This window comes from Mycobacterium xenopi (genome assembly GCF_009936235.1).
GTDB lineage: Bacteria > Actinomycetota > Actinomycetes > Mycobacteriales > Mycobacteriaceae > Mycobacterium > Mycobacterium xenopi.
Genome location: NZ_AP022314.1, coordinates 372,847 through 388,527, shown reverse-complemented (window position 1 = coordinate 388,527; position 15,681 = coordinate 372,847). Strand labels below are relative to the sequence as shown.

The following is a 15,681-nucleotide window of genomic DNA, read 5'->3' as shown; positions in this document are numbered from 1 at the left end:
CGTACCTCGATCACCGAAACCTCCCGATACATTCAGCGGACCTCCTTCACATCGATCGACATGAAGTGATCCGACCCAGTAATCGAGCGACCCCGGACGTACGACACGCCGGTGGTCCCATCACTGGCAAACGGGTGGTCCCATGCGACTGGCTAAACCCCGCTCAAGGTGGTCCCATCATCGTGGCGGTCGACACCTGGAGGCACGCCGTGGACGGGTCAGGCTAAGGATGCAGCGTATGAACGTGCCTCCACCGACTTGGTGAAGGTGCGCGGTGCGGTGTACCAATTGCAGCAGGCCGCCACGATCGCTCATCGCGGAGACGAACAGTTACAGGCATCGAGGGACTCGGTGCTTGATGCCGTTAGCGAGGCTCGCGCAGAGGGTTTCGATGTCGGTGAGGATTATTCGGTCACCGACCGTTCCAAGGGCGGTTCGGCTGAGTTTCGGGCTGCACGTCTTGCCGCAGCACAAGGCCACACCGCTTTCATCCAGCATCGTGTCGCTGCGTTGGTCGCGAACGATCACGCGATAGCTACGGAAATCGCCACCGCGACAGAGGGCATCGACAATCTTACCTTTTTCGAAGAGCCATTCGCTGTTGACCATCCATCAAAGGATGAGCACAACGGGATCCAACTTACTGGTTACGGCACACCGATACCGGAAAGTCCACATCCAGAACCAGACCCGCCACCAGGCGGCTGGAGCAGTGACCCACTTATGAGGGCCGCGCAGAAGATCGCCTACGGGCACGCTAGTGGTCCCGACGGACACATGGCTGATTTCCCCGGGATGACCAAAGACCAACTCGCCGACCTCATCTACAAAATGATGCAAGATAGCGTCAACAATCCGAAGGACCTAATACTGGGCAACAGTAGCACTGATGGTGCGCCGGTAATCTACGACCCCAAGAACAACATTGTCGTCATCCGTGACCCTACGGGGGCAGCTAGGGGTTCCGATGCTGGGACGGTATTCAAACCCAAGGACGGCATGGACTACGTCTTGGGGAACCAGGACAAAGGCATAGTGCCCAAGATCAAAGAACGCGTCGATTCATTCCCGCACAGCCGGCTTGAGGAATTGCCGCATCCTGCTGGTGCGCCAGCACTCGAACCAGGCGCACCCAAGGGACCGGGCCACGCACCGGTTGAAGCTGCACCGCCAGCTAAGCCAGCGCCTGGCGGCAGAGGGGGTGGCGTGGCAATGCCAAGGCTTCCCGTCGGCGGTGGAATGCCCTGGGATTCACCGGCGACTGGGCCGCACCCCGTCTATCCTCCCCACAGCCACCATTGGCTGCCGGTGTTAGGCGAAGATCCAGAGGAATACGAGGGATAGCTGTGACGTATCAGAAGCAGACGAGTGATCTTGTGTCACGCCTGGCCTAGGGTAAAGCAATGACCGAGCCGAAGCTGATCCCGATCGACCTGACTGACGACGAACGCGAGTTTATGCTGACTGTCCTCAGCGAGTTTGAGGGCCCAGCCGGCTACACACCTTATCCGATTAAGATCTTAGGGATTTCGACGTCAGACGAATTTAATGAATTGCTGATACGACTCAGAAGAGCCATTGCGCGGAAAGAACCACTTTCCGAATTGGACTGGGCGCGCGCGCAGCTGCTTACCGAGACATGCTGGGCGAGTAGTCTGATCGGCTCAGGGTTGGACTACGGGACGGGCGGCGATGAGAAAGCACTTCCGTTGCTGCGATCAATCCAGCGCAAGCTGTGCCGGTATCCCCTAAGATCTGCCCTGTTTCCTGATAACGGCGGCCGCCCCACATACGCTGAAGCGTCTACCCGCGAATGCTAGCCGCGTCTTAAGCTCGTTTACTCGCAACGGTAATTTCGGCGTCTTCGGTGGCAACCAACGAACAGCGCTATTTTGCCGCCGGCCCTCCAATGAGGGTATAGGCAGGCGCGCGCCGACTGTGAGCGCGCGTCTTGGCGGCAGAGTAGGTGCTCGGGCCGCCGACACCCTGTCGATCTCAGGACGATGCAGATGGCTCGACCCCGAGCTTCTCGTGGGCGGCGTCGACGAAATCGACTATTTCTTTCTTGTGTTGGGGGTCGAGCTCCGCCCCGAAGGGACTCGCCGGTCGCTTCAGAATCGCGTTGAGGCGCTTGAGTTCTCGGTTCGTCCTGCTCGAGAGCGGATCTGGTGATAGGTCTCAGTGGCGTGTCCCCGGTGAATGAGTCCGCCTTGTTTTAGAGTCCTGTGGCCCCGAAGTGGGGCTGGAAGGGACGATGAATCACATGGCTGGCCGGAAGAAGTATTCCGCTGAGGATGTGGTGCGTAAGCTGCGCCGCGCTGACGAACTCGCCGCGGCGGGCAAGACCAACGAAGAGATCGCCGCCGAGCTGGAGGTGTCAGCGGCGACGCTGTACAACTGGCGCCGCGCCTACGGCGGGATGGATCTGGATGGGGCCAAAGAGCTCAAAGAGCTGCGGGAGCAAAACACCCGCTTGAAGCGGCTGCTGGCTGAGGCTGAGCTGCAGAAGGATGCTTTGCGGGAGGTGGCCAAGGGAAAATTCTGAGCCCGGACGCCAAGCGCCGCGCCGTGGACATGCTCAAAGAGGTTCTGGGCGTGTCGGAGCGGCTGGCGTGCAAAGCGGTCGGGCTTGCCCGTTCCACGTATCGCCGCATCCCTGTCGCGCAGACCCCTGCTGACCCTGACGCCGAGCTGCGCCGCTGGCTGCGTGACTACTCCACCAAGCACCCGTGCCATGGGTTTCGTCGCGCGTGGGCGGCGCTGCGCCACGACGAGCACCGGGATGTGAACAAGAAGAAGGTCCACCGGCTGTGGAAGGAGGAAGGCCTGCAGCGGCGGGTGCACAGCCCGCGCAAGCGGACAGGTCAGTCGTCGTGGCCGGCTGAGGTGGCTGCCGATGCGCCGAAAGTGGTGTGGGCGATCGATTTCCAGTTTGACTCCACCATCGACGGCAAGGCCGTCAAGATCGCGTCGATGCTCGACGAGCACACCCGCGAATCGCTACTGAATATCGTGGAACGCTCGATCACCGCCGAGCGGCTGATCGAGGACTTGGAGAAGTGTTTCGCCGCGGCCGGCGGCCCGCCGATGGTGCTGCGGATGGACAACGGTCCGGAACTCATTTCCCAAGCGCTGCAATCGTTTTGCGCCGGGAAGGTGGGGATGACTTACATCCCGCCCGGGGCGCCGTGGGAGAACGGCTACATCGAATCGTTTAACAACCGACTACGAAGGGAGTGCCTCAACCGCAACCATTGGACCAACCTGCTTGAGGCTCGCGTCGTCATCGACGACTTCAAGCACGAACACAATCATCGACACCGTCACTCGGCGCTGAGCTACCTCACTCCGGTCGAGTACGCTGCCCAATGCAGCCACACCCATCACCCCGTGGCCTGCGAGATCAACTGAAATCGGTATCAATCACAACCTGGCTCCAAAACCAGGTGGACCGACTATCGGGGACCTGCCATCAGCAAAAGCGCTCCCCACCGGTTCGGGATCATCTCCCAATAGACGCGCCTTGAGTCAGATGTTCGGTATGCCAGCCAGCAGCTTGGACAGAGACCGCAGGGTGTCCCTGGCATCTAGACCAACGGCTCGGCCCCAGCACGCAGCGTGACCGCCGACTGTGCTTCGTTGTCGTGTTAGCGGACACTGGCCGCAAAGAGTGTGGCGCCGATGGCTGCATCCGAGCCGCCATCACAGCCGCGGCTGCCTCAAGCCGGCTGGGGGTCATGCTCATTGCGACCGCGCTAGATTGCGACGACTGCATCAGCGTGGGCACGCCCACATTCACGGCGGCCAATGGGCTGCACCTGCCCGCGACGACTGGTAATTGCACCCCTCACCCGAAGCGGTTTCATACGAGAAGTCTTGGACCTTTCGCGCTCCAAATGCGCGCGCCATTGGCAGGTCTTGGCAGCAACGAATATTGCAGGCCGAGTAAGAAGCTGACCATCGCAACCGATCGCCGAACTCATTTCCGCTTTCGGCGGCCACGGCCCAAAGCGATCGACCACCCGCCACGCGAGACGTGGCTATGGTCGACGTCGTGTACTTCGCGGTCTTGTTCTTGCGCAGCCCCAGATTTAGGGGAATCACCGTCCGATCACCGACAGCAGCGACTCAGGCGTAGATCAACGTAATCGGGCGACCGCAATGCTAACGCCTATGGAGTTCACTCGTACGCTGTGCCTTCAGGTCGGTGTCCCGGCTGGGCTGAACCCGTTTCGGTTCGCCCGGCATCTTCGGGTAGTTCGGCGGGTATGGAAGGTCGCCCAAGCCGCGCTCTTGGTCGGCCCTGACCATCTCCAGCAGCGGCGCAATTGACTGGCGGACAGATTCCATATCGGCCCACGGGTCTTCGCGGCGGGCCACTAGGTCGGGCACGGTGGCGATCGTGTAATCGTCGGGGTCAGCGCGGGCCAGCTCCTGCCAGGTCAGCGGGGTAGATACCGTCGCGATCGGCGTCCGCCGCACCGAATATGCCGACGCGAACGTGCGGTCGCGGGCGTTCTGGTTGTAGTCGATGAAGATGCGCTTTCCGCGCTCCTCTTTCCACCACGAGGTCGTGACGGCGTCCGGTGCGCGGCGTTCCACCTCGCGGGCCAGGGCAATCCCGGCTCGACGTACGGCGATGAAATCCCAGTCGGTTTTGATCCGCAGGAATACGTGCACGCCCCGGCCACCGGACGTCTTGGGGTAGCCGACCAGGCCGAGCTCGTCAAGCAACGGTTTGAGCACGTCGACGGCGATCGCCCGAGCCTCGGCGAACCCGGTGCCAGGCTGCGGGTCCAGGTCGATCCTGAGCTCGTCGGGATGTTCGGTGTCGGGGCAGCGCACTGGCCAGGGATGCAGGGTGACGGTGCCCATTTGCGCGGCCCACACGATCGCGGCGGGATGGGTCACCTTCAGCGCGTCGGCGGTGCGCCCAGAAGGGAACGTAACCCGGCAGGTTTCCAGATAGTCGGGGTGGTGTTGCGGTATCCGCTTTTGGTAGATCTCCTCCCCGTCGATGCCGTCGGGGAAACGCTGCAAATGGGTGGGCCGGTCACGCAGCGCGGTCAGCATCGGGCCGGGCGCGACCGCGCGATAGTACTCGACGAGCCGGCGTTTGGTGCCGGCCGAACCCAGTTTCGGGAAATATATCCGGTCCGGGTTGGTCAACCGAACGGTGATCCCGTCGACGTCGAGTTCTTCTGCAGCACTAGGCATTACGATTCCAGCACGTCGTACAGGTCATAGGTCGTGGGTACGTCGAGCTGGTCGAACGTGCAGCTTTTGGGGTCGCGGTCGGGTCGCCAGCGCACGAAATGCACCGCGTGCCGGAACCGTTGGCCCTCCATCTGGTCGTAAGCAACCTCAGCGACCTTCTCCGGTCGAATGGGTATCCACCGTTTGTCCGCAGCCGAATTCCATCTGCTGGGCTCACCTTCGTAGACGACGTCGGCGCCCTTGCGCAGCGGCTCGAGTTCGGCCAGCAGCTTGAGCCGGTCTTTAGCGGTGAAAGATGCTGCGCCGCCGACCATTTGCAGTTCGCCGTCGTCGCGGTACAAGCCCAGCAGGATCGATCCGATGCCCTGTCCGCTCTTGTGGATGCGATAGCCGATCGCCACACAATCGGCCTCGCGGGCGTGTTTGACCTTGACCATGTCCCGCTTGCCCGGCAGGTACGGCCCGTCAAGCCGTTTGGCGACGACCCCGTCCAAACCCGCGCCTTCGAACGTCGTCAGCCACTGCTGCCCCAGTTGCGGGTCTTCGGTGGCACCGGTGACATGACACCACTGCTGGTGATCGACCAGTTCCGACAGCGCGCGGCGGCGGATCCGGAACGGTTCGCCGAGCAACGACGTCGAGCCGGTGGCCAGCGCGTCGAAACCGATGAAATGCGCCGGGGTCTGTCGGGCCAGCATCGTGATCCGGCTCGCCGCGGGGTGGATGCGCTGGGAGAGCGATTCCCAGTCCAACCGGATCCGGCCGCCGATTTCGCGGGGTACGACGACCTCTCCGTCGAGCACGCACCGGGTCGCGACCTCGTCGCGCAGGGCGTCGAGCAGCTCCGGGAAATACCGGCCGAGCTCCCTTCCGTTGCGCGATTGCAGCACCACCTCGTCGCCGTCGCGGAAAACCAACGCCCGGAAGCCATCCCACTTCGGTTCGTATGACCACACCCCGGCGTCGGTGGGGACTTTGGTCGCGGCCTTGGCCAGCATCGGCTCCAACGGCGGTTGCACGGGCAGATCCACGCCCTTCATACAAACGTAGACCCCGCAACCGGGGCAATGTCATCGGCGCCCGTGCGCAACAATGAGCGGGTGCAGCTGCCTGTAATGCCGCCGGTCTCGCCGATGTTGGCCAAACCCGTTCGGTCGATCCCATCCGGCGCCTTCTACGAGCCGAAGTGGGACGGGTTCAGGACAATCTGTTTCCGCGACGGCGACGAAGTGGAGCTGGGCAGCCGCAACGAGCGATCGATGACGCGGTATTTCCCGGAACTCGTCGCGGCGGCCACCGCGGAGTTGCCGCGTCGGTGCGTGATCGACGGTGAGATCGTCATCGCCACCGATCACGGCCTGGACTTCGACACGCTGCAGCTGCGGCTGCATCCGGCGGCATCGCGCGTGCGGGTGCTCGCCGATCAGACACCGGCTTCGCTGATCGCCTTCGACCTGCTCGCCCTTGGCGACACCGACTACACCCAGCGACCGTTCAGCGAGCGCCGCGCCGCTCTCGTGGATGCTCTTGCAGGCTCGGGACCCTCGATTCACGTCACCCCGGCGACCACGGATGTCATTACCGCCCGGCGATGGTTCGCCGAGTTCGAGGGGGCAGGGCTCGACGGGATCATCGCCAAGCCGCTGACCATCACCTATCAGCCGGACCGACGCGTAATGTTCAAGGTCAAACACCAGCGCACCGCGGATTGTGTTGTCGCAGGCTACCGCGCGCACAAGTCGGGCGGCGACGCGGTCGGCTCGCTACTGCTGGGCCTCTACAAGCAGGACGGCATACTTGGTTGGGTCGGCGTCGTGGGCGCATTCCCAATGGCGGAGCGAAGGCGACTGTTGGCTGAATTGCAGCTGCTGGCAACCACTTTCGATACGCACCCGTGGAATTGGCCCGCGCACATGGCCGGTGAGCGCCCGCCAGGGCGCAACTCAGGCTCACGCTGGAATGCGGGTAAAGACCTCTCGTTCGTACCGCTGCGGCCCGAGCGGGTCGTCGAGGTGCGCTACGACCACATGGAAGGCGAACGCTTCCGCCACACGGCGCAGTTCAATCGCTGGCGGCCCGATCGCGACCCGCGTTCGTGCACGTATGCCCAACTGGAACAACCGGTTACGTTCAGCCTGGGCGACATCCTTCCCGGACTCAGCTCACCCACTGGTGGATGAGGAGCCGCCCAGGTTCCCGCGGCGCCTTTGACCGGGAATTGCGCCGCTAATCGGTGATACCTACGCGGAGCGCATCTGGATCAGCTGCCACCTCAATCGGCTGCCACTACCAGCATAGGGCATGGAGGGCGAATTGCGGCAAGGCCCCCGTATGCTGCACAATCTTTCGACCAATTACGACAACACAATTCGTGCACTTCCGCACATCGGCACAAAAGCCGCTGCGCGAGTGGCCACGGTTTCAATCAGAGCTCGATGGGGTGGTTGTAAATGAGCCCGCCGAAACCCTTTGAAGTGCACCCATCGGGTGCGTTCCTTCACGGGACCAAGGCCGAGCTTGCGGTGGGCGATCTGCTCGTTGCGGGGCGCCGATCCAACTATGGCAAAGGCCGCCTGTCGCACCACGTTTATGTGACGCGGACATTGGATGCCGCGGTGTGGGCAGCCGAGCTGGCGATAGGCGAAGGTCCGGGCCGCATCTACATCGTGGCACCCGAAGGCGCGTTGGAGGACGACCCGAACGTGACGGACAAGAAGTTTCCCGGTAATCCGACCCACTCCTACCGCACCCGGAAGCCCGTGAGAATCGTTGGCGAGCTCACGGACTGGGAGGGACATTCACCCGAACAGGTGCAAGCCAGGCGAGACCTCTTGGCTGACCTGGAGTGGCGAGGGCTTGCGGTCATCGACGACTAGATCGGGTTGTCGCAGCCCTCTGCTTTCCGGGGACGCCAACAAGTCCCTCGCCGAGGTCAGCGAGAAGCTCCACGCGCTAACCGTCGGTCACCCCGGCCAGGGCGGCTGTCCGGTGCTGCTATGCCCCGCAAATAGCGCTCCAGCAGCACGACGATCTCGTCTTCCAGCACTTGCGGGTCGATCGGCGAGGGCGACGTGATAAGACGGTGCACCAGTGATTCGATCGTGGCCACAACGATCCGCGCGGCCAGGTGACTGTCTGCGACCTGCACCGCCGAACACTGGTCGAGCAGGCACGCCGTCGCATCGATGATCAACTGTTCGGAGTCATGCAGCCGCACCAGGAATGCCGGCGAGCGTGGCGCCTCTTCGAAAAGCACCCGATGCAGCCGCGGATTGCCGCGATGATTGTCGATTGTGGCGCGCACGAAAACCCTGAGCGCCTCGTCGAGCCGAGCTGGGACGCCCTCGGTCAGCCGCTCGCTGATTTGCCGGGCTCCGGCGTCGACATGTGCCTGCATCAGCGCGGCCAGGATCGCGTCCTTGTTCGGAAAGTACTGGTAGAGCGAACCGACCGACAACTCCGCAACCTCGGCGATCCGGTTGGTCGTGCCCGCGGCGTAACCGTATTCGCCAAAAACGCGAGCAGCCGCGTCCAGGATGCGCTGCCTGGTCTGCTGGGCGCGCTGCTGTTTCGGCTGCTTGCGCGGCCGATACCGGTCCGGCGGAGCGATCGCGGCGTCCCCTGAGAAGCGAGTAGTCAAATTAGCCGAACGCCCCGCAAAATTAGGCGGACCTAACTTGAAGGAGTCCGATCGTGCAGACCATACATGTGGCAACAATCCTGCCCACCAGCGCCGACCGGGTTTGGCAGGCGATGCAGTCGCCAGCCACCTTCTTGTACGTATGTCGAGGCCTGTTCGGCATTCCGGCACTGCAGGGACGGTCCGGGCCGCTGCGTCCCGGCGAAGGGGGAACAGCCTGGCTGTTCGCCTTTCACCTGATCCCGGCCTACCGGCACACGATCGAGGTCCGCGAGGTCAACACCGAGACCCGCACCATCCGCACCCACGAACACGGCGGCATCCTCACCGCCTGGGATCACACCCTGCATGTCGAACCGACCGACGCGCGCAGCTGCCGCTACAGCGATACCGTCGCGATCGACGCCGGGCGCGCCACCCGCTTGGTCGCCGCGATCGCCGTCGGGATCTACCGCTACCGGCACCGGCGCTGGCACAAACTGGTCCGCCAGCACCTGCTGCCCGACGGGCCCGCTTGCGCAGCACAGACGCGCTCAGCTGCGCAAATTTGGAGCCGCTGTTCGGTGGATCAGGCCTTCGGATGACAAGGTCCGCGATGTGCCCAGCGGAAGGTCGGCTAGGGCCACCACCAGGAACTTGCAGCAATTGCGACGTAGCGATGTCCTTTTAGTGACGGCGGCCAACACGGGGCTGATCCCTCGAGGACAGGGTCGCGGCAACGGCCGGCATGAACATAGCTCGTCGGCTTCGGTGCGGGCAATCTCAGCCACGATCAGTGTGATGTGCTTCATCATGTCTCTATGGCGTGCCGATCGTCCTATTCGTCGGCAGTTCTACGCGGCCCACGCTGCGCATGCGGCGGGCCGAAGGGCAGTCGGACTCACGCGATCTCACGCAATCAATAAAGCATCCCATCAACCGCAAGGATGGGACAGTTGAGGAGTTCCGATTCGGAAAGGTGCTCAGCTTCATGGCCTTTCACCATCGTGCTCAACACCTCGGTGCAACTGCCGAAGGCCACAGGCCGACCAAGGCAGGGATCGGCGGTCCCGTAGCACCGGGCACGCTGACGTGTCACATCCTGTTCGGGGTACGCACGCCGCCCCGACGGACACGGTTGAAACTTCCCCACGACGGGATTAACGCGTGAGCAGCAGCACTGTCGGACGAACACGATTCCACTCGCTCGACGCCGTGCGCGCCGCAGCGATGTTGGCTGGCATCGTGCTGCACGCCACCATGGCGTATCTTCCGGGCTTACGCACGCTCAACTGGCCCATCGCGGATAAATCCACCAGTACCGTGCTTGGCCTCGCTTACTTTGTGGTCCATATCTTCCGCATGGCGTTGTTCTTCATGGTTGCAGGCTTTTTCGCGCGGCTGCTGCATCAGCGACTGGGCACTGCCGGGCTCATCAAGAACCGGCTGCGTCGCATCGGACTGCCTTTTTTTGGCTGCGATGGTCCTGATAATCCCGCCAGCTATCGGCGCCAACATCTGGGGGGGCGGTGCAGATCGGCGTGCACGGCGGCCCACCGCCTGGCTCAAGCGCTCCCGTCATCGGTCCACCAATTCCACTAGGGCACCTGTGGTTCCTCTATCTATTGCTGGTGCTGCTAGCGCTATGGCTGCCGGTGCGTGCGGTTTTCGCGTGGCTTGATGCCTCAGGTGCACGACGCGCGGCGGCCGCGGGGCGTGGTGGCTCGGGTGATTGCTCGGCGGTTCGCGCCAGTGCTGCTCGCCGTTCCGGTCGCTTCGGTGCTCGTCTCTACCAAATGGTGGCTGGTATGGATGGGGGTTCCCATGCCCGCCACGGGCCTGGTCCCCAATGTGCCCGGCGGTGCTGATTTTCGGTTGCGCTTTCGTGCTGGGCTGGGTGATGCATCGCGAGCAGAGCGCGCTGCGGTATTTGGCTGCCGACTGGCTGCCGTATCTCGCGGCTGCGGTGTTGGCAACACTGGCAGCCATCTATGTGGCGGGCGACGCGCTGCACTTCAGCATGCAGCCAATGCCGAATTTCAAACGCACGGTCTTGGCCACCACGTACACACTGGCGCTGTGGTGCTGGTGCTTCGCGATCATTGGGGCCGCAGTGAGATTCCTCGATGAACCGACGCCGCGCGTACGCTATCTCTCCGACGCCTCCTATTGGATGTATCTCGTGCACGTGCCCATTGTCTGGCTGCTGCAGGCATCGTTGCTTCGCTGGCCGCTGCACTGGTCGGTGAAGTTCTCGCTGGTCATCAGCGTAACGACAGCGCTGCTTCTGGCCTCCTATCACTGGCTGGTCCGCAGCACTTTCGTCGGTGTATTCCTTAACGGCCGCCGGTATCCCAAGAGCAGTCCCCATCTATGGCCACGCCGTGGGCGGGTCAACACCCGACCAGGCTGACGCAACGGCCTTGGCGCACATCCTTCGGGCGACGCTTACCCCCGTATCAACAATGGCCATCTGCTAGCAAGGTGCGCACCGCAGGCGCTCAGCTGCGCAAAAACTCCACGATGTAGTTGGCCAGCTCCTCGCCGGCGTCTTCTTGCAGGAAGTGCCCGGCGTTTTGCACTACCGGGTGGTCAATGCCCTGTGCGCCGCGCATTTCGCGTTTGAAGATCGGCGCCATCGCACCCGTGATCGGGTCGCCATCGCTGAACGCGACCAGCATCGGCGTCGGGCTCGCGCACAGCTTCTGCCACGCCGATCGGTTCGCCGCAGTGGCAGGGTCATCCGGCGAGGTCGGAACCAGGCCAGGCATCGCGCGCGGGCCGGCGCAGTAGGAGTCGTCGGGAAACGGGGCGTTGTAGGCGGCGCGCACCGCGTCGCGCAGTGGGCGCCGGCAACCGGACTGCACGAAACCGCCAATGTCCAGCGACGGCTGGCCCTGGATAGTCTCCCGGAACCGCCACCAGATCTCCGGCATCGGCTGGTCACCGGTCGGCAGGCCGGTGTTGGCGACGACCAGGCGGCTGAAACGTTCGGGGTGTTCGGCCGCCAGCCGCAACCCGATCAGCCCGCCCCAATCCTGTCCGACCAGGGTGACCCGGCGCAGGTCCAGCACGTCGAATGCCAATGCCCGCATCCATTCAACGTGGCGCGCATAGCTGTGGTCTTCGCGGCGGGCGGGCTTGTCGGAACGGCCGAATCCGACCAGGTCTGGACAGACCACGCGATACCCGGCGGCGGCCATGATCGGGATCATCTTGCGGTACAGGAAAGACCACGACGGTTCGCCGTGCAGCATGAGCACGGGGTCGGCGTCGTTCGGACCGTCCTGCACCCATGCCACCCGCAGCTGCCCGCCCTCACCGTCCGAGACTTCGGAATACCTTGGGATATAAGGGAATTCAGGAATACCCGCAAACCGCTCGTCGGGAGTTCGCAATGTCTGCACGGGTGTGAACATACCCCGCGCGCAAGCGAAGTTCAGTGGTCTTCGCGCAGCCTCGCCAGGCTGGGTTGCGCCATCAGCCGGTCGAGAAACAGGCGCTGTCCTTTGAGCAGCCTGGTCCTGGCCTGCGCGACCGGAAACCAGCCGACCCGATCGACTTCCGGGAATTCGCGGAGGGTTCCAGAGCCTGGCGGCCATTCGAGTTGGAAGGTATTGCTGCGGGCAGCGGTGATATCCAGGTCCCCCAGCACCGCGAACACGGTCACCACTTTGCCGCCGGGTTGCTTCAGCGCACCGAGATCGATCCGCGGACCCGCGGGCGGCTTCAGGCCGATTTCCTCGGCGAATTCGCGCTGCGCGGCTACCCACGGGTCGTCGCCCTCGACATACTCACCCTTGGGGATCGACCATGCCGCCTCGTCCTTCGTGGCCCAAAAGGGGCCGCCGGGGTGGGCAATCAGTACCTCCACCACGCCGTTCTGCACGCGATAGAGCAGCAGACCCGCGCTGAGCTTGGCCACCCGGCCTCAAACCCCGCCGCTTTGCGCCGAGAGGTGCACCTCGCCTCAGAAGTGCGGAATGCCCGGAATGCCGCCGCCGATCCCTGGAATGCCTGGGCCGCCACCGCCGTGGCCGATGCCCGGGATTGGCGGACCCGGAATGTTCGGCCCCGGGATTCCCGGTCCAGGAATCCCCGGACCTGGCAAGTTCGGACCCGGAATGTTAGGGCCCGGGATCGGATTGGCGGGCGCCGGTACTCGCGGCGGCGCAACCCGGGCCGGCGGCGGCGCAACCTGGACAGGCGGCGGCGCGACCGGAACGGGTGGCGGAGCGACCGCCGGAGGTGCCGGAACCGCGGGGGCAGGCGCCGGAGCTGCCGGGGCAGGTGCCGGGGCTGCCGGCGCAGGAGCCGCCGGCGCAGGAGCCGCCGGCGCGGGTACCTGCGGCGGCGCCGGAGCTTGCGGCGGCGCCGGAGCTTGTTTGGTCGGCACGACCATCCGTTGGCCGAGGTTAGGCCGGTCGCTGACCTTAGGCCGGATGTTCAGCGCCAGCGCAATGGCCAACGCCGCAACGCCGACGACAAAGATCGTCAATGCGCTCATGGCCACCAAGAACGGCTTGCGTGCCGGTCGCTGGTCGCCGACGTCGGCGTCGAACGCGCCACCGGCCACCATCTCGGCGCCTTCCGCGCCCGCGACGGCGGTGTAGGCGTTGGCGGTGCTGTCGGGATCGGCGCTGTAGGCCAGGGCTTGCGTCATGTCGCCGTCGTCGTCGTCGGCCGCGCCCTGCACGAAGCCCGCGTATCCGGGCGCAGCCATCTCAGCCGCCGCCGCGCCCGGCTCGACGACCCCTGTGCCGGGGACTTGCGCGTAAGCCTGTGCGGCGGTGGATGATTCGAACAACGGCGCATGCGCCGAGGCCAGCGCCGCACCACGAGCCAGCGCCATGTCCGGTTCGTCGGGCGCGTTCACCACAAGGGTGGTCGCCGCCTCCAACTGCGGTTTGATCATGACGACGTCGACATCGGAGCCGACAACGAACAGGCCCTGCGGGCGCGAGTCCAACGCCTCTGCCGCGGCGGCCATCTCGCTCAGCTGTTGTACGGCTTCGGTGTCGTCGGCCGACAATGGCCGTCTCTGCATCTCGGTGATAGAGCCGTCGGCGGTGTCGACAACCGCCAGCGTCGCGGTATCCGGTTCGACGAAAAGCAGCGCGGTCTGGTTGTACCCAACCGCGTTCCCGACCGATTGAGTCAGCGCGGCCGCGGACAGAAACGCGGAGACCAGCATGACGTTTTCCATCTTGTGGGCGGCCAGCAGGTCACGTAGCGCCGCCGCCTCTGCGGGGTCAGTCCATGTCACCCCGGTGGAGGTCAGTTGGTGGCCGCCCTGCGTCGCACTTTCCCGGGTGCCCAGAATCGCGGACACCACCTGATTTGGCGCCGTCAAGGTTGCCAGATCTCGATTGTCTCCGTCAGTGCTGACCGGGATGCTGTCTTCCTCAACGGTGGCGCCGTCGGCGTTTTCGCCTTCGACCAGCACCATGCGGACTGTTTCGGGTGCCATCGACACGCCCAGTACGATGTCCACCGCTCCTCCAAAAAGTTTGCTGGCTCCCCCACGCTATCTGCACCAAGGATACCCTGTCCGCCGACGACCATAAACTTCGTCAGCTCAGGATGGCGCCGACCTCGGCTCGGCGATTAGCTGAGCTTGCGCTGCCACGTCATGCAAGCGCGCGCGACGAAAGGTCCACGAGCCGAGCCTGCGAAAGGCGACGCCGATTACCCAGCATGGCCGAAAAATGTTGGCGGTGGCGGAGGGATTTGAACCCTCGGACGGGGGTTACCCGTCACACGCTTTCGAGGCGTGCTCCTTAGGCCGCTCGGACACACCACCGCCGAGCAGCTTACCCAACCTGGAGCCGATCACCCCAATCGCTGGCGGGCGAAGAAGTCCTCGAGCAGGGCGGCGCATTCGTCGGCCAGCACGCCGCCGCGCACAGCCGGGCGGTGGTTGAGCCGCCGATCCCGCACCACGTCCCACAGCGAGCCGACCGCTCCGGTTTTCGGTTCCCACGCCCCGAACACCAGCCGGGCGACCCGCGCCATCACAACAGCGCCCGCGCACATCGTGCAGGGCTCGACGGTGACCGCAAGTGTGGTGCCCTCCAGCCGCCAACCGTCGCCGAGCGCGGCGGCCGCGGCCCGCATCGCCAGGATCTCGGCATGCGCAGTAGGATCGCCGAGAGCTTCGCGAGCGTTGACCGCCCGCGCCAGCTCCGTTCCGTCGGGACCGACGATCACCGCGCCCACCGGCACGTCACCAGGACCGGCGGTGGCGGCGACCGCGAGCGCTGCTCGAATCAAATCCTCGTCGCTACTCACCGACCGAGACGCTCAAGCACCGCGGACAACTCCTCGGCGAAACCCATCTCCTCGGCGATGCGAGCCACCTGCTCATCGGCATACAGGTCGGTTTCGTCGAGGATGACGCCCAGCACGGCCTCGGGGAGACCGATATCGGACAGCAGACCGAGATCGCCCTCCTCGAACGGTTCGGCGTCCTCGAGATCTTCGGGGTCGATCTCGGCATCGAGGTTTTCCAGAACCTCGGCGGCAATGTCGTAGTCCAGCGCCGCGGTCGCGTCCGACAAAAGCAGCCGGGTGCCCGACGGTGCCGGGCGCACGATGACGAAAAACTCGTCGTCTACGTCAATCAGCCCGAAAACAGCTCCAGCGCTGCGTAATTCGCGCAAATCGGTCTCGGCGGCAGCCAAACTGGTCAACACCTTGGGACGCATGGCAGAACAACGCCATTTGCCGTCCTCGCGAACGACAGCAACGCCGAAGCCGTCCGGCGTGTCCGCGGACGGGCCCTGCGCGGAGGCCCGTTGTGCTCCCATGGCCGCATACGCTAGTCGGTCTGCAGGCGGCTTGAC

The 15,681-nt window shown here is 64.2% G+C and carries 16 protein-coding genes and 1 tRNA gene; 8 read left to right on the top strand and 9 right to left on the bottom strand.

Annotated features, from left to right (window positions below; all coding sequences use genetic code 11):
• Positions 1-279 precede the first annotated feature (279 nt).
• From MYXE_RS01500 to MYXE_RS01490, 3 genes are all read left to right on the top strand, one after another.
• A complete protein-coding gene (locus MYXE_RS01500; protein ID WP_139821106.1) occupies positions 280-1,344 on the top strand; it encodes a hypothetical protein in 1,065 nt (354 codons plus the stop codon).
• A gap of 59 nt (positions 1,345-1,403) precedes the next feature.
• Positions 1,404-1,820 (top strand): hypothetical protein, encoded by a 417-nt coding sequence (locus MYXE_RS01495; protein WP_085193082.1) that lies wholly within the window; start codon positions 1,404-1,406, stop codon positions 1,818-1,820.
• A 443-nt stretch (positions 1,821-2,263) separates the two neighbouring features.
• Positions 2,264-3,411, top strand: a protein-coding gene (locus tag MYXE_RS01490) for an IS3 family transposase (RefSeq protein ID WP_112650005.1) whose coding sequence is annotated in 2 segments (ribosomal slippage) — positions 2,264-2,531 and positions 2,531-3,411 — 1,149 coding nt in all. Because the reading frame shifts where the segments join, the coding sequence is not laid out codon by codon here.
• A 753-nt stretch (positions 3,412-4,164) separates the two neighbouring features.
• On the opposite strand, the gene ligD is transcribed toward MYXE_RS01490, so the two are convergent.
• Entirely contained in the window at positions 4,165-5,217 is a 1,053-nt protein-coding gene (ligD, locus tag MYXE_RS01485; RefSeq protein ID WP_085195609.1) for a non-homologous end-joining DNA ligase, read from the bottom strand.
• Positions 5,217-6,257 carry an ATP-dependent DNA ligase gene (locus MYXE_RS01480; protein WP_085195611.1) on the bottom strand — a complete coding sequence of 347 codons (1,041 nt, stop codon included), beginning with the start codon at positions 6,255-6,257 and terminating at the stop codon, positions 5,217-5,219. The genes ligD and MYXE_RS01480 overlap by 1 nt, the downstream gene beginning before the upstream one ends.
• Before the next feature lie 60 nt (positions 6,258-6,317).
• Between MYXE_RS01480 and MYXE_RS01475 the strand changes: the two genes are divergently transcribed.
• Together MYXE_RS01475 and arr are read left to right on the top strand one after the other, a co-directional pair.
• Positions 6,318-7,397, top strand: a complete 1,080-nt coding sequence (locus MYXE_RS01475) for an ATP-dependent DNA ligase (protein ID WP_085195668.1) — start codon at positions 6,318-6,320, stop codon at positions 7,395-7,397.
• Positions 7,398-7,667: 270 nt separating this feature from the next.
• Positions 7,668-8,093, top strand: a complete 426-nt coding sequence (gene arr, locus MYXE_RS01470) for an NAD(+)--rifampin ADP-ribosyltransferase (protein ID WP_085195613.1) — start codon at positions 7,668-7,670, stop codon at positions 8,091-8,093.
• A gap of 56 nt (positions 8,094-8,149) precedes the next feature.
• On the opposite strand, the gene MYXE_RS01465 is transcribed toward arr, so the two are convergent.
• Complete coding sequence (locus MYXE_RS01465) at positions 8,150-8,857, bottom strand: TetR/AcrR family transcriptional regulator (RefSeq protein WP_085195615.1); 708 nt, start codon at positions 8,855-8,857, stop codon at positions 8,150-8,152.
• 53 nt (positions 8,858-8,910) lie between these two features.
• Here MYXE_RS01465 and MYXE_RS01460 point away from each other — a divergent pair, with 53 nt between their 5' ends.
• The 3 genes from MYXE_RS01460 (at position 8,911) to MYXE_RS01450 (ending at position 11,249) form a co-directional block, all read left to right on the top strand.
• The gene (locus tag MYXE_RS01460) at positions 8,911-9,441 is read left to right on the top strand and encodes a hypothetical protein (RefSeq protein WP_112650006.1); all 531 of its coding nucleotides are present in this window, start codon (positions 8,911-8,913) and stop codon (positions 9,439-9,441) included.
• Between the two features lie 562 nt (positions 9,442-10,003).
• Complete coding sequence (locus tag MYXE_RS01455; protein WP_161552024.1) at positions 10,004-10,438, top strand: acyltransferase family protein; 435 nt, start codon at positions 10,004-10,006, stop codon at positions 10,436-10,438.
• 259 nt (positions 10,439-10,697) lie between these two features.
• Positions 10,698-11,249, top strand: a complete 552-nt coding sequence (locus tag MYXE_RS01450) for an acyltransferase family protein (protein WP_232061702.1) — start codon at positions 10,698-10,700, stop codon at positions 11,247-11,249.
• Positions 11,250-11,337: 88 nt separating this feature from the next.
• On the opposite strand, the gene MYXE_RS01445 is transcribed toward MYXE_RS01450, so the two are convergent.
• The 6 genes from MYXE_RS01445 to MYXE_RS01420 all read right to left on the bottom strand — a co-directional run bounded on the left by MYXE_RS01445 (position 11,338) and on the right by MYXE_RS01420 (position 15,645).
• A complete protein-coding gene (locus tag MYXE_RS01445; protein ID WP_085195670.1) occupies positions 11,338-12,243 on the bottom strand; it encodes a haloalkane dehalogenase in 906 nt (301 codons plus the stop codon).
• Between the two features lie 32 nt (positions 12,244-12,275).
• Positions 12,276-12,761, bottom strand: a complete 486-nt coding sequence (locus MYXE_RS01440) for an NUDIX domain-containing protein (protein ID WP_085195619.1) — start codon at positions 12,759-12,761, stop codon at positions 12,276-12,278.
• Positions 12,762-12,806: 45 nt separating this feature from the next.
• Positions 12,807-14,330, bottom strand: coding sequence for a DUF7159 family protein (locus MYXE_RS01435; RefSeq protein WP_003921535.1), 1,524 nt, complete (start codon positions 14,328-14,330; stop codon positions 12,807-12,809).
• 218 nt (positions 14,331-14,548) lie between these two features.
• A tRNA-Ser gene (locus MYXE_RS01430) sits at positions 14,549-14,639 on the bottom strand.
• Positions 14,640-14,668: 29 nt separating this feature from the next.
• Complete coding sequence (locus MYXE_RS01425) at positions 14,669-15,127, bottom strand: nucleoside deaminase (RefSeq protein ID WP_003921534.1); 459 nt, start codon at positions 15,125-15,127, stop codon at positions 14,669-14,671.
• Entirely contained in the window at positions 15,124-15,645 is a 522-nt protein-coding gene (locus tag MYXE_RS01420) for a tRNA adenosine deaminase-associated protein (RefSeq protein WP_003921533.1), read from the bottom strand. Before MYXE_RS01420 ends, MYXE_RS01425 begins: the two co-directional genes overlap by 4 nt.
• Between the last annotated feature and the right edge of the window lie 36 nt (positions 15,646-15,681).

Bases quoted from the DNA above. Each gene is read 5' to 3' on its own strand.
- MYXE_RS01495 (WP_085193082.1), top strand. From the start codon at position 1,404: ATGACCGAGCCGAAGCTGATCCCGATCGACCTGACTGACGACGAACGC.
- ligD (WP_085195609.1), bottom strand. From the start codon at position 5,217: ATGCCTAGTGCTGCAGAAGAACTCGACGTCGACGGGATCACCGTTCGG.
- MYXE_RS01480 (WP_085195611.1), bottom strand. From the start codon at position 6,257: ATGAAGGGCGTGGATCTGCCCGTGCAACCGCCGTTGGAGCCGATGCTG.
- arr (WP_085195613.1), top strand. From the start codon at position 7,668: ATGAGCCCGCCGAAACCCTTTGAAGTGCACCCATCGGGTGCGTTCCTT.
- MYXE_RS01420 (WP_003921533.1), bottom strand. From the start codon at position 15,645: ATGGGAGCACAACGGGCCTCCGCGCAGGGCCCGTCCGCGGACACGCCG.